The sequence below is a fragment of the Candidatus Hinthialibacter antarcticus genome (assembly GCA_030765645.1).
Classification (GTDB): domain Bacteria; phylum Hinthialibacterota; class Hinthialibacteria; order Hinthialibacterales; family Hinthialibacteraceae; genus Hinthialibacter; species Hinthialibacter antarcticus.
Genome location: JAVCCE010000059.1, coordinates 65,842 through 80,111 on the forward strand (window position 1 = coordinate 65,842; position 14,270 = coordinate 80,111).

Annotated in this window: 11 protein-coding genes; 7 read left to right on the forward strand and 4 right to left on the reverse strand. The window is 49.4% G+C overall.

Going from position 1 to position 14,270, the window contains the following annotated elements:
* The first annotated feature begins 186 nt into the window (after positions 1-186).
* Positions 187-3,369, forward strand: a complete 3,183-nt coding sequence (locus P9L94_14310) for a tetratricopeptide repeat protein (GenBank protein ID MDP8245253.1) — start codon at positions 187-189, stop codon at positions 3,367-3,369.
* A gap of 351 nt (positions 3,370-3,720) precedes the next feature.
* On the opposite strand, the gene P9L94_14315 is transcribed toward P9L94_14310, so the two are convergent.
* Entirely contained in the window at positions 3,721-4,167 is a 447-nt protein-coding gene (locus P9L94_14315; GenBank protein MDP8245254.1) for a MerR family transcriptional regulator, read from the reverse strand.
* Positions 4,168-4,517: 350 nt separating this feature from the next.
* Here P9L94_14315 and P9L94_14320 point away from each other — a divergent pair, with 350 nt between their 5' ends.
* The 3 genes from P9L94_14320 (at position 4,518) to P9L94_14330 (ending at position 8,217) form a co-directional block, all read left to right on the forward strand.
* Positions 4,518-5,918, forward strand: a complete 1,401-nt coding sequence (locus P9L94_14320) for a hypothetical protein (GenBank protein ID MDP8245255.1) — start codon at positions 4,518-4,520, stop codon at positions 5,916-5,918.
* An 87-nt stretch (positions 5,919-6,005) separates the two neighbouring features.
* Positions 6,006-7,892 (forward strand): heparinase II/III family protein, encoded by a 1,887-nt coding sequence (locus P9L94_14325; GenBank protein ID MDP8245256.1) that lies wholly within the window; start codon positions 6,006-6,008, stop codon positions 7,890-7,892.
* 31 nt (positions 7,893-7,923) lie between these two features.
* Positions 7,924-8,217 (forward strand): hypothetical protein, encoded by a 294-nt coding sequence (locus P9L94_14330; protein MDP8245257.1) that lies wholly within the window; start codon positions 7,924-7,926, stop codon positions 8,215-8,217.
* On the opposite strand, the gene P9L94_14335 is transcribed toward P9L94_14330, so the two are convergent.
* Entirely contained in the window at positions 8,209-8,823 is a 615-nt protein-coding gene (locus P9L94_14335) for an isoprenylcysteine carboxylmethyltransferase family protein (GenBank protein ID MDP8245258.1), read from the reverse strand. The genes P9L94_14330 and P9L94_14335 overlap by 9 nt on opposite strands.
* Positions 8,824-9,009: 186 nt before the next feature.
* Positions 9,010-10,362, reverse strand: a complete 1,353-nt coding sequence (locus P9L94_14340; GenBank protein ID MDP8245259.1) for an arylsulfatase — start codon at positions 10,360-10,362, stop codon at positions 9,010-9,012.
* Between the two features lie 174 nt (positions 10,363-10,536).
* Between P9L94_14340 and P9L94_14345 the strand changes: the two genes are divergently transcribed.
* Positions 10,537-11,643: an SGNH/GDSL hydrolase family protein gene (locus P9L94_14345; protein MDP8245260.1), complete on the forward strand. Its 1,107-nt coding sequence runs from the start codon at positions 10,537-10,539 to the stop codon at positions 11,641-11,643.
* A 434-nt stretch (positions 11,644-12,077) separates the two neighbouring features.
* Positions 12,078-12,464 (forward strand): hypothetical protein, encoded by a 387-nt coding sequence (locus P9L94_14350; protein ID MDP8245261.1) that lies wholly within the window; start codon positions 12,078-12,080, stop codon positions 12,462-12,464.
* A gap of 138 nt (positions 12,465-12,602) precedes the next feature.
* Here the strand turns inward: P9L94_14350 and P9L94_14355 are convergent, their stop codons facing one another.
* Complete coding sequence (locus P9L94_14355; GenBank protein ID MDP8245262.1) at positions 12,603-13,019, reverse strand: hypothetical protein; 417 nt, start codon at positions 13,017-13,019, stop codon at positions 12,603-12,605.
* A 279-nt stretch (positions 13,020-13,298) separates the two neighbouring features.
* Between P9L94_14355 and P9L94_14360 the strand changes: the two genes are divergently transcribed.
* Positions 13,299-14,141 carry a hypothetical protein gene (locus P9L94_14360; GenBank protein ID MDP8245263.1) on the forward strand — a complete coding sequence of 281 codons (843 nt, stop codon included), beginning with the start codon at positions 13,299-13,301 and terminating at the stop codon, positions 14,139-14,141.
* The last annotated feature ends 129 nt before the right edge of the window (positions 14,142-14,270 follow it).

Consider the following 14,270-nt stretch of genomic DNA (forward strand, 5'->3'; position numbering starts at 1 on the left):
CTTTAACTTTTAGGGAATCTTTGCTGCAATGATCGAGTGACGCGCCTTATCGCTAGGCGTAAGACTGCTCTTACGTTTGGTTTGCGTTTGCTACGATACGATGAATTGAATTCTTTGGGAGCCTGTCTCCCATTCTGAATAGTGAAACAGCCGGGAATCCGGTATATGAATAAGGAGTTACCTAGAATGATTTGCAACTTGCGTCGGGTTCGTTTCCCCTTCTTGCATATCACGCAATGTCTTGCCATTGGGGCGTTGGCGGCGTTTTGCGCCGTAAATGCAACGGCAGGCATTCAACCGGCTGCCTTCGCGTCGTTACTCGCAGGCAAAACCGAAGTCGAACAGGCAACCGTCAAACACCAAACGAATTACCTGTATTCGTTAGCGCGCAACCACATACGCGCCGGTGATGTCGAAAAAGGCAAAGCCTTGTTGCAACAAGCGCTTACGTTGGATCCTCAACACGCCAAAGCTAAACAGGAACTGCAACATTTGATTGACTCGGGCGTTTCGTCGGCTCCTTCGGCGATGCTCGCTGCCAATACAGCCAATTCGGGCGCCATGTCGGCGGCGGAACTGGTCGATTTGGCGAAATCGATGATGCAAGACAAAGATTACGCCGGCGCTCAGTCCGCGTTGGAATCTGCGTTGAAAAATGCCGAGAACGAAAAGCAAAAATCGGTGATTCGCGCTTATTTGATCGAAATTGGTAAAGAGCGGGAACGCGTTGACCAATTGCATCAGCAGGTCCTTGATTTCAATCTGACGCAGTTTGAAAAACAACTGCAAAAAGCCACTCTCTATATGGAGAACGGTCAACTCGACGAAGCGCAACGCGAATTAATGCGTGCGCAGCAAATGGCGCCGGACGATAAGCGCGTTAGTCGTATGATGGCGCAATTAGACCGCCGTCAGGCCGAAATCACAGGTAAAGAAACGGCTGCGGCGAAAAGTTCGATGCAAGTGAGCGCGAACGTTCAAGTTCAAGCCGCCGATGTTCTCTTCCAAGAAGGAAAAGAACTCTACCGTCAGGGGATGCTTATCGAAGCCACCCAAAAATGGGCGGAGGCGCTTCAGTCTTTCCCTGAACATCAACAAGCGCAAACCTACTTAAACAATACCCGCTCGGAATATGAACAAGCCATCTCTGCGCGCAAAGCCTCAGAAGAAGCGGCAGCGGAAGACGGCGAATTTGAAGCGAAATTGGATGAAGAAATTCTCCAGTATTCGTCTTCCGGCGGTCGCGTTGACGTAAAAGAAGTCATCAGCTTCTTGAGCAACCTCAGCGGCTTGAACGCCGTGGTGGACGAAAACGTCGAAGGCAACGTCGCATTTGACGTCAAAAATAGCACCGTTCGCCAAGTCTTGAATCTTCTACAGAAACAATATGGTTTTGTGTGGAATCGCGAAGGCGACACCATCTTTGTCGAGCGGGGATTTGAAACACGAATCTTCCCGTTGGATGAAATCCAGTTCAAAACGCTCGAAGCGGTTTTGAACGATCCCAGCGTCTTGGAAGATTCAAGCCGCAATCTTCGCACGATTCTTTACGGCCCGACGGAAGAATTTAACGTCCTCGGCAAGCAACTCTTCTTGAACCGTGTGACTCAGTCGTTGGTTGTGACCGATACGCGCGATAATCTTCGTATGGTCGAAGCCTTCTTGAAAAACGTACCGAATATCACTGGCGACAAAAAGCCGTTGGTGACCAAAGTCTACCAGGTAGATCGGGCCATTGCGAAAGACATCTATGAATTGATTCGCTTGGCGCTCTTTGGCGACCAAGGCGCTTACGATGTGGCTGACAAGCGTCGTCAGTTGTTCTTGGAACCAAATTCCAGCAGCCTGATCGTGATTGATTATACCGATAACATTCAAACGGTCGAAGATATTTTGGCCGATCAAACCATCATCAGCCGCCTCGAAGACGATCAACTCGAAGCAAAAGAGTTTCCTTTGACGGATGTTGACGATGTTGAAGACACGCCGGAAGCGTATACCCGCCGTGAAATGTTCGTCAGTAAGATTTATGAAATCGTCAATCAAATGCTGGTCGGAAAAGAAGGCGTTGAGAAATATCGCCTTTCCGGCCGCAAAATCTTCACCGATGCAACCCGCGGCACCATCACAGTTGTTGATACGCCGGACAACATCCGCCGCGTTGAAGCCTACTTGAATAGCGTACGCGGTGAAACGACCCAAGACATCATTATTGAGTCGTTCCCAATCAAACACGTTAACGTATTTGAAATTGCTGACGCGCTTGCTTACTTGTTCTTCGATGCGCAACAGTCCACACGAAATATGTTCTTGAGCCAAAACGGCTTCCAGTCACTTGGGACGGATGAAACGGGTGATACCTCCGCGAGTCTCGACAACCTCTTTGAAGAAACCAGCCGGACCCGCTTTAACTTGTCAGGCGGCGGCGGCGGCGGAACAGACTTGCTGCAATTCTTCTCGATTCGTCTCTGGCCAGATATCAATACAAACAGCATCGTGATTCTGACGCCGGACCAGGAAGTCATTGACTTAGTCGTCCGCGTTATCAATACCTTTGATAAGCCGCAGAAGATGGTCGAACTTGAAACACGCGTTGTGTCTGTCTCATTGACTGACTTACGCTCAATCAACTTTGACTGGTTGTTGACCAATCCGTTCCGCGGTGATTTTGATTTCAACCCAGACAATTTTGAAAGCGACGCCAGTTTGATTGAAGGTTCGGTTTCCGATCAAGATTTACCGCCCGGCGTTCAGTTTAGTTTGCATACGCTTGGTGAATCTCGTATAGACTTCATTATGAACTTGCTCGAAACCACCAATAGTTTGAATACATTGGCGGCCCCGAAAATTCTTTCAATCCCGAACCCGATTGATCCGCCGCGAATCTTCGTCGGTACGCAAATTCCCTTCGCGGAAGACGCCGACTTTGAAGATCAAGGCGATGATGACCCGACCAACAACCGTTTGACGGTCGACTTCCAACGCGCCTTTGCTGGTACGATGTTGGCGTTCATGCCCTTCATCCTCAACGATGGCCACATCTACGTTGAAATGGCGCCGCAGATCATTGAAGCCGGTGAGCGCTTGCCACTGACGTTGACGGGTGAATCGTCCGGTCAAGAAGTACCGAACATTGGCCCTCTGCTTCTCAATCAGAAATTTATCCAAACCAGCGTTCGTTTGAAAGACGGTAGCACGGTGGTGTTGGGTGGTTTGATTGACGAAAAAGAAAACGAGCAATTAAACAAGATTCCGTTCTTGTCAAAGATTCCGTTCTTGGGCAACTTCTTCACAGACCGCTTGGTCGAGAAGGTGAAGACCTCAACGCTGATCTTTGTTACGGCTCGTATTGTCGAACCGGATCTCTAGAGAGACGTTCAAACGCTAAAACGAAACGCCCTGGTAATTTTCCAGGGCGTTTTTTTTGACGCTTTTTCGTAAATTCTTGATCTTTCGATTTTTCAGGCATGGGTACAACTCTGCTCGCTTCAGTGCGGGCTTTCAAGCCCTTATGCACAGGCGCTCGAAGAGTTTCACCCATGCCTGATTGGTTTGTCAATTTGTGAAATGCCGGAGCCTGTTTCCGAATCAACATTATGACCATCATGACCATCCATCAATGTAATTACTCACTTACCGGATGAACCAAAATTATGTTTACTCGTGATTTTTAGCAGGGGCAATGTGAAGAATACAAATAGGGAAAATCATAGGGGAAAATCAGGAAAGAAGTTTTAGAAGGTCTTTCAACTCGCTCTTGATCTCTTGGATGAGTTCTGGCGAATTGGGGTTTCCATTCGATTGAGCAGGCTCGTTGTTTTCGGATGGAGCAGCGGTTTCATTTGTCGGCGCTGGTTCTTTTGCCGCTTCGCGTTCTTGGCGCACAGCTTGAACCCCGGTGCGAAGTTTGCGTTCCGCGCCGTCTAAGGTATAGCCTTCTTGATAAAGAAGGTGCACGATCTCAAACAAAAGTTCGAGGTCGTTACGCGTATACTTCCGTTGATTGCCGCCGACGCGCTTTGGATTTAACCGTGTGAATTTGGTTTCCCAATAGCGCAAAACATGCGGTTCAACACCGGTATACTCGCTCACCTCGCTGATCGAATAATAAATTTTATTCGGTATTTCATCGAGGCTCAAAGTGTTGGGTTTAGTTCGAGTGTTCATGTCTCTTATAACTGTCTGAATACTATAATGATATATGTGCTAAGGTCAAGGACGTTTTTAATAATGGAAACAAATCATTTGTATAGAATTGGCGTCTTTCGAGTTGAATAATGGTGTAAGATGAACTACTTTAAGTAAAGACAAACCAAGTTGTTTTCCGCCCTTAACTATCATCGGCTTGTTTTTGGGCGGCTTGAATTTGGTTTTGAAGATTTCAATCATTTCATCTCTTTATAGATACATTCAGTGTCTCAGAAACCATTCTAATTGATAGGGCCCAAATGATGACGATTGAGAAATTTGTCAAATCAGAAGCGGATTTAAAATCTCTTGCAAATCATTTGAGCCAAATGGCGCAGCGAGAACCCCTGGCGGTATTTCGCTATAAGCAAACCGTGTATGACATCTGTTTTGCCGACCGCGGGCGCAAGAATATCAACCAGTTTTCTTTGACCTCCACTTATAATGTCGAAAATATTGCGGAACAAGTCTTTTCAACGGTTCGCGGCGAAGAGTTATTTCCACAAAATATCAACGAGTTTGAATTATGGCGCGAGCGTACTGAGACCCATTATGTGTTTTCTTCAAAGGGCGCTGCGTTGCCGACGGAGACCTATGTTGATTGCCGTCCGATCCCAACTAATTATGACCGCTGGGATGATGACCTAACCGCATTTACGGCTGAGTATAAAGACGAGCGCATCACGCGTGAATTCGGCGTTGAACAGCGTATCGTCGTCAATTCGGCGGGCGGGGTGATTATTGAGTCAAAGCCGTTTTTGAATGTGTATTACCGCCAAGGGTATGAGCCGCACATGGTGACGCGTACGCTTGGCGCCTATGTTTCGTCAAACGAAGATGTAGACCGCATGACGGGCCTGATTGACCTGATGCCCGATCCGACGCCGGATGGACGCATTCGCAAATCGACGTCGTTCACGGACGCGTTTGCGCGGCTTCACGCCGTCTCGCGCGATATCGCTTACCCCTCATTAGATGAAGCAGGCATGTCAGGGTGTTTGACCCATGATGTGATTATGCTCAGTGGAGTGTCCGCCCACGAAATATTCGGTCATCAGTTTGAGGAGCCAATTCATCCCATCCCGGTCGGACATCAATCATTGTTTCCCATTGGCAAAAACGTCCAGAATGAAAACCTGATTCTATGCGACAACCCGCTGCAAACCGTGAACGGCCTCGAAGTCATCGGGTCGTATCGTTACGATAGTTATGGGCGCCCGGCGAAAACGATCACTCATATCGATAACTCAACGGTGGTTCAACACCTCGGCGGAGAATACATCGACAAAAAGAACCTCAAAAAATTTTTGGGCGTCGATGAGAGCAAGTCGATCGGCTCCTCTCGACAGGGAGACGACGGACAGTTTCCCCAACCGCGCATGTCGTGCACGGTGTTGCGAGGCCGCGAGACGGTTGACGTTGACTGGGGCGGAAAAGTCTTGATGGCGCCATTTAACGGGTATGTGTTAGACGGAAACTTTTTCAAAATTATGGCGTCAGAATGTTATGTGCTTGACGGCAATGGCGAGCCTAAACGCCTTGGGCCGTTAGAAGGCAGCCGCGCCATTTATGACGCCATCATTGGAATGCATATTCTGCCCGGTCAGTCTTATCACACTGGTTCGTGTTTTAAACCCGGCGCGTTGGATGAAAATCTCGACTCAGAGGTCGCTGTCTCATTTCTCGCAAACCACCAATTGTGGGAACACCTGACCCTGCGCTCCATGTAAGCGTATTGATGGGCTGCCTGTAGAAATTCCCGCCTACGGTTGCTACTGTAGAGTTCTATTGTGGACTGTTACTTTCGGAGGAATACCATGACTGCTGTGCGTTTTTGGCTGCTCCCGTTTCTGTTTGTATTGACGGCAAATGCAGAGGTTCGGATGGAACCTTGGAACGCCGAAACGGTCCGCGCCGGGCTTGAGCGCGAAGAGGCCTATCACCCCTATCCAACCTATCAGCAGCGCGAGGCGTGGGAGCGTTGGCGCGAGATGGATGTATTCGCGGACGACTATGCGCAAATCCTTGAAGACGCCGCAAAATTGGCCCGCCAAGACCCGCCCTTTTTACGCGCAAGCGACTATCTCGATTATCAGCGCACCGGGCGGCGCACTCTCTATCAGAATATTTTATCGCAACGCCATCGCTTTCTCGCTACGTTGGCGCTGGCTGAATGTTTGCAAGGCGAAGGCAAGTTCCTCGATCCACTGATCGACATTTTATGGGCGTATTGTGAAGAGAGCGACTGGTCGCTGCCTGCGCATACCGACGGATTAGTGAATTTTGACAACCCTCCAATCGATTTGCGCGCAACTGTGACCGCCGCTGAGATGGCGTTTTATGCGTATATATTTGGCGATGCGTTGCCTGAGCGGGTGCAAATGCGCATCCGCTTTGAGTTGGAGCGCCGCATTTTTTCGCCGTATGAAAAACAGGATGATTTTTTCTGGTTAACCAGTACGCATAATTGGAACTCCGTTTGTAATGGCAATATCGTTACGGCGGCGCTGTATCAGATCGACGACGCTGACCGTTTGGCGCGCATCGTGACCAAGGCGCAGAACGCCATGACGCATTATCTGAACGGCTTTGGCAAAGACGGCGGCACCGCTGAGGGACTTGGCTATTGGAGTTATGGTTTTAGTTATTATGTAGAAGCGGGCAAAGCGTTGCGTAACTACAGCAACGGGCGCCTTGATTTGTTTGCGCCGCCCATCGTACGGGATGTCGCTTTGTTGCCGATGCGGGTCGAACTGTCGCCCATGAAGTATCCCAGTTTCTCAGACGGCGGCGACCGCTACCGCTTTTCAGCGCCCTTGTTGTCATATCTGGCGGATGTGTATCAGAGTGAAGCATTGCGCACATTCGCGGCGCGATACCGAGATGAAAACCTCTCCGTCTCGAGCGTAGACGGCCTGGTTAAGATGATGGTCGATACCGACCTGCCAGAGCCTAGCGACAGCGTCCACTATGAGCCGTTTACCTTTTTGAGCGGCATCCAGTGGATGATTTCGCGCGTTGATCCGCAAGACCCGATGGGGCTTGTGGTCGCCGCGAAGGGCGGACGCAACAATGAGCCGCACAACCATAATGACGTCGGTTCGTTCATTGTTCATTACAAAGGCGAGTCGATATTGACAGACCTGGGCGCGGCGGTGTACGACCGCGGCTTTTTCAGCAGCAAGCGCTATGAATATTGGGCGGCGCGTTCGCTGGGGCACCCTGTTCCGTTGGTGAATGGCAAAGAGCAACGCGACGGAGGAGGAACCGAAGCCGTTGCGGCAGCGACGCATGATGTTGGCGTTGATGTGCTGCAGTCTGACATCACCTCCGCCTATCCAGCCGAAGCCGGGTTGAAGCAATTGGTGCGGACGGTGAAGGTGCTTCGAGACGGCAAGGGCGTGGTCGAAGTGATAGACCAGGCCGAGTTCAATGAGAAACCTGAATCATTTGAAACCGCTTTGATGACCTATGCGGAGGTCGAGCGGGTCGATAAGACGACCTTGGTGGTGCGTGGAACGCAAGGCGCGTTGCGGGTGCAGGTGTTGACCGAAGGCGCTGCGATCCATATTGATGAACATGACGCCCGCGAGTCGAAATTGCGCGTGGGCAGCGACCGGCCTATGTTTCGGCGAATCGCGATTCGCGCTATGGACGCGCAAGCGCAAACGCAACTACACTATCGCATTGAGCCAATGGATTAACGCCAATCTAAATTGAAATAACGGAATAACGATGAATGATGAACAACGAGTAACCTTGATTCCACCCGAACAAGAAGAACACCGGGTGTATCACCAAACCGTGGTGGTGCAGAACCAAGGTTCGTTTCTGTTTCCAATAATTACGTTGTTGTTTACGCTTTTTATGCCGCCGATCGGGATCATTCTAAATTTGATCGGCCTTATAACAGGCCCGAATCGCGGTTGCTTTTTGGCGATGATTATTTTTCTGGTTATTCCAGGGTTAATCTTGTCATTCTTTCTGTTGAGTTTATTTGGCTTTACCGCGTTTCTATCTTCATTTTGACCCCAACCAGCATTGCCGGACTGTGCTCCAACGCGGGATGAAGCGTGGCGTGGTCCGGCAATATTCAACATACTCGTCTCCCCAGCGCTCGGTTAACTCGCGTTCTTCAAAAATCACGATCAAATATATCAGCCCCCAACATATCAACGTACACGCATACGCCGCCGGATAGTTTGCGACGAATGACGCCGCTAGTCCAAACAGACAAAATTCCAGATAGCGCGGGTGGCGAATCAGGCGGTAGATTCCATTGCGAACCAGTTCCGCCTGGTGATTGCGGGGATCAAGTTCTGGCAGGCCGGAAAGCGTCTTGATGGGAAAATAGCGCTGCCGGATCAACACAATAACGACCGAGGCGAGGAAAACACAGACGCCCAGCAGGGTTGTATCAAAGCGATAGCCCCAATCCCATTGCAACAACGTCGGACAAAGCGCAAACAAACCAACCATTAATGGCGTCATCATTGAGAAGACGAAGGTATATATCAGGGCGGGCCGAAACCGGCGCCAGAAATGAATGAACGGATGGACGATGAGCCAAAACGCCATCGCAGTTGGGAACAATGAAATGATGAATGCGGCCAAACTATAGCGAAATAAATCCACGTTGTGTTCCTAGATTGATCTTTCATTTATTATACATGAAGAATTGATTTGCAGCGGGTAAGGGAAATTCTGGGTAGGGTGGGCTGCTTCGCGAGCCCACCCTACCGTGCTAGATACAACACAATAGGTGGCGAGGCAGCCCCTCACCCCAGCCCTCTCCCAGCGGGAGAGGGAGTAAAAAAGCACTCACATTACCGGATACAACTCGCTGGGCGTACGCGCGTTGGCCAAATGGTTGCGGATTTGCTCCATGATTTCTGGATGCTGGTCGGCGATGTTGTGTTCTTCGCCGATATCGTTTTTTAAATTGTATAACTCAATCGGATTTTTGATCGAATCTTTGCGCACCGCTTTCCAATCGCCCATGCGCAATGCTTGATGAAATCCGCGCTCGTGAAATTCCCAATAGAGATAGTCATGGCTGCGCTGTTGTTCTCCCTTCAACGCATTCACCATTGAGATGCCGTCGATGTTGCCGGGGATGTTTCCGCCCGCGAGTTCAGCGGCGGTGGGCAGGAAATCCCAAAACGCCCAGGGTTGGTCGCTCTCAGAACCGGCTTCGATCTTGCCGGGCCAGCGGGCAATCATGGGGACGCGAATGCCGCCGTCGTGCATCGAACGCTTGATGCCGCGCAGCGGGCCGTTGCTGTCGAAAAAGTCGGGGTCGGCGCCGCCTTCGCGGTGAGGGCCATTGTCGCTGGTGAAGAAGACGATGGTGTTGTCGTCGATGCCGAGCTCTTTGAGTTGCGCGAACAACTTGCCAACGTCGCGGTCCATGCGGGTAATCATCGCGGCGTGGTTTTTTGACATCTGAGGCCAATCTTTGTCGCGATACGGTTCTGTTGATGGGACCGGCATTCCATTCTCGCGGCCTTCATTGAATGCGTGGGGGATGGTATACGCCAAGTATAAAAAGAACGGGTCATCTTTATTTTCGCGGACAAACGAAAGCGCGTCGTCGGTGAAGGCGTCGTGCGAGTAGGTCCAGCGTTCAAAAAAGTCGCGCTCTTGATTGCGCCATAAAAAGTCGGGGTAATAGTTGTGGGCGCGGTGTTGGTTCAGGTATCCATAAAAATAATCAAAGCCCTGTCGGTTGGGGACGCCGCTGGTGTCGGGTTCGCCGATGCCCCATTTGCCGACCAGCCCTGTTTTGTAACCGTTTTGTTTGAGTATTTCCGCAACGGTCACGTCTTCGGGCAACAGCGGATGGCGCTTGTTGCCGCGCACCCGGCAATGGCCGGTGTGGTAGCCCGTCATCAGGCAGCAGCGCGAGGGCGCGCACACAGTCGAACCTGCGTAAACGTCAGTGAAGCGCATTCCTTCAGCGGCCATGCGGTCGATGTTCGGCGTTTGGATGGTTTTTTGTCCGTAGCAACCGAGGTCGCCGTAACCCAGATCATCAACCATAATGAAGATGATGTTCGGTTTGTCGTTTTGTGCGGATACGGGCTGCGCACCGGTAAATGAGAGGCCTGAGGCTGCGCCCAATGCTCCCGCTGATGTGTTTTGGATAAACCGCCGCCGATTTAGATTGCTCATGTCTCCGCCTCCTAAAGACGATTTCAATATGATTAGAACATTGCGTTTCGCTATCTTACCATGCAGAGAAAATGCTTGGCTACAGCCGTGGGCTTTTCCGTCCGGGCTATTTGCATCCGTCTGAATCGCTGTCAGAATGAACCATGCTTTTCCATTATTCAAACGAGAGATGAAATGAAACAGGTCCAGTACATCGTCTTTTTTTGCCTATTGATTTTTATGGTTGTTACTTCGGTTGTCGGCACGGCGACGGTCGGGTTTGCTTTTTTAGAGTGGCGGGCAACGCCCATTGAGAAAGAAGTAAAACTCGACGCATCAAAAGTCGATCTGGCGCCGGAGCTGGTTCCCTACGTCATGTTCGGTTCGCCAAAAAATACAACATGGCATGAAGTGTTCATGCCTGCGTATGAGGGCGACGAGAACCCGCCGACCATTGCGCTCAATGAACACCGCTTTCGCTATGGGGCGCTTGATCTCGCCAAGCCGGACGACGAGCGCAGAATTTTTATGTTGGGCGGCTCTGTTGTGTTCTATGGGCATACCAACGAAACCACCATTGCGGGCTATTTGGAAGAAAAACTCAATTCACAAAACAACCAGGCAACTCACGTCGTCAACGCCGGCGTGACCGGGTATATCTCCGAGCAGGAACTGGTATTGCTGACGACGAAGATTTTGGATTTCAGCCCTGACGCGGTGATTGTGTTTGACGGCTTCAATGATTTTTTGATGCCGACCTCGTATGGGTTAGAACTCGGCCAACCGTTTAAGTTCGATACCTTAGAACTGGCGTGGTATGAGTCGAAAGACATGCTGCGGCGGCTTGCGGCGCAGCCCTTTCACCGGCACATGCTGGCGGGGTCTCACTTCATGCGTCGCTTTTCGCCTCACTGGTCGTACGTACGCTTCTTGCGCGATGATGAAATAGACAAAGAGAAGAATATGCAACCGCCGCAACCTTTAGCGATGGCGGAGCATTTAATGAACAACTGGCGCAAAATGGCGAAGCAACTCGAAGCGTATCGCATCGGCGGTTTATTTATTTTACAGCCGTTTAGTATGTCAGACAGCGGCGACTATGACGTACAGTATGGCGCCGTTGAAGCGGCGCTGCCGCAGCTCAACGCCGATTTTGCGCACTGCCAGCCAGCGATACAATTTAAATCCTATCGCAATGTAATGGCTGAAAAGAAAGCGTTGTTTTATGACGTCGTTCATACCTACGACGAAGGCAACCGCTATTACGCCGAGCTGATGGCGCGCGATCTGAGATTGCAATAACACGCTGCCTTATTTTTTCAACGCAGCCGTCTAAGTCAGAGTTAGGATCGTCGCGAGAAGGGTCTTGTTTTTAGGCCCATCCAGTAAGTGAGTCCTTACATTGATGGATGGCCGTTATTTTGATTACGAGAATGAATTCCAGCATATCAAAAATAGACAAACCTATTCAGGCAACCACTATAAATACTCGATTTGATACCCTGCTGCTTGCGGCGGGGTTTTTCATTCCCGCTTCTAATCCGCGCTATTTTGTCAAATGCTCTCTCTCGATTTTAGAAACGACTCTCAAATTGAGAGAGTGGATTCCAGCAATTTGTATCAAGTCGCCTTTTGAAATGACGATATCTAATTATGAACAAAATGAGTATTTGGTCTTTTATTTGCAACAATTAGTTACAGGATTAGGGTTGAATAAGCGACAGAGGAGAGGCGACATGCAATTAGATTTCTTTAACAACTCCAGCTATAGTATCGAGATTTTCATTTATACGCTGCTCGCAATTAGCGTGGTGATCGCCGCTACGGTGTATGGCAACAACAAGTACCAATGGTTTCAAAAGATCAGCCGCTTTCGCGATGAGATGCACTCGCTGCAATTGGGCGCTGCCGATGAGGCGCTGCTGAGCGACCTGGTGCGCCGCTACATGATGAAAGAACCTAGTGAAGCGCTGGCGTCGCTGCCGCTGTTTGATGAACTCGCCCAAAAAGAAATCCAGCGAGTGTTATCCAGCCCCGGTTCGAGTGAAGCCAAAGAAGACTTTGTCAAACGTATTTATGAAATTCGCCAAAAAGCGTTTTTCCCGGAATGGGTTACAAATTAATCCAAGAAAAATTTCCCACTCGGCGCTGGAATCACAGAGATGCCCACTGTTGTTCCGGCGCGTCCCCCTTCTAGAGCACGAATAACAATTCAAACATCCATACGCCATTTTCTAAATTCTAATCGTCAACGTTGTTGTTTACATTACTTCGACTTCTACGCGGGGAACGGATGTAATGGAGAGCGCATGTTTTACGCCGTTGTAGATTGTCGGCGCATTCGCATCATGTTGAATGCTGAATGATACGCCTTGCGCGCTGACGTCAATTGAACGTAGCGGCGAACCGGAACGTGCAAATAGCAGGGTGCGGATTCGTGGGCGCAGTTTTTTTACCATTGATAAAGCGGTCGCGTTGTGAAACGCCGGGTAGGTTTCGTCATAAATGAGTAAGTCGCAGTTTTTCGCGACTGCATCTGCGATGGCTTCGCCTGGGTCGTCTTGGTGAAACAGCGAGGCGCCGTGGGGGGTGAGCGACGCAAGGATCCGCGATAACAAGACCGCGTCTTGCGTCATAATATAAATCTTCTTGCCGTAAAGTACGCCTTTAGGATTCATCTTTTTTCTTTCCTGTGTTGTTACACATTTCTGTCGGGCGCTTCTTCTATTAAAACAGTATCACAACGTGTAGAGGTTCGTCTTGTTATTCGCCCTTTTGCTTGTTCAATTTAATTATATCGCGCATGATATGCAGATGCCTAATTCGGTTTGATTCTTACAGTTGATTGTCAATTTGATAAATTTGATTGTTGGCGAGACACTTCAACGATAGCAAGCGTATACTATGAGCAGCGTCGCCGGAGTTATTTTGAACCATGATTGAAAACGGTGAAACGTATGGATGCCGTAAAAGAAAATCCCTTACTTGATATCGCCCGGCGTTTGCGTTTGCGCATTCAATTGAATGAGACCGTGACCGATGCGCTTGATGAGTTCTCGGGGAAAATTCGTACGAACGCCGGATGGTTTGATAAGCCGGATGAAGTGCAGAATTTTATTCATAAATTCCGCGACTATCTTCAGTCTTACTCATTAATCATTCAAAAAATCTTAAAACAAATTGAAGATGAAATTACAGAAGACCACATCCATTCGCTGCGAAACATCTCCAACCGCAATGATGTGGAACTGCAGCGCTGTTTTCAGTTTCAACGGTTTGCGATTGCGCGCGGCGCGAATGAAACGCAGGCGGAACCGATCTTGCAAAAGATATATACGACGATACGCGACCGCATCGAAACCGATAAAGACTTGGGTGCGCTGATCGCTGATATGCTGCGCTTCGTACAAGCCCAAACCGAGCATGATGCGCCTGAACAAACCGTCCACGACGGGCCGCATGGGCCCCGAATGGCGCTTCGCAGCAAAGATGTAGAGGATGAGTCGACGGGAGAGAAAGCCTACAAGTTAATCATCACTTTTTTCATTGCGACAAACCTCGGACGAATCATCGCATTAAGCGCATTTATCTGTATTGGGATTTCTTTTGCCATGAACTACACCCAGAAAGGCCCTGGAATGATTGACGCCATTTCTAACTCGGATTTTGAAAAAGAAGCAGCGGAATTGGATGGCCCGAAAAAACCTAATTTGAGTGAAGACAGTCTGTTAGAAATGGTTCCTGTGTCAAAAGATATAATCTCGCCTACAAAAGAACAGAAGGCTCCCCGAGAACCTTAGTCGCTAATTACCCATACTTTATTAACTTTATAAAGTATAAACTCAATAAAGTGAGTCGGTTATTTGATGTATTCCTGTTGAATCCCCATATCACGTCGAGTATCATTCCAGTATGTTATTTTATGGGGA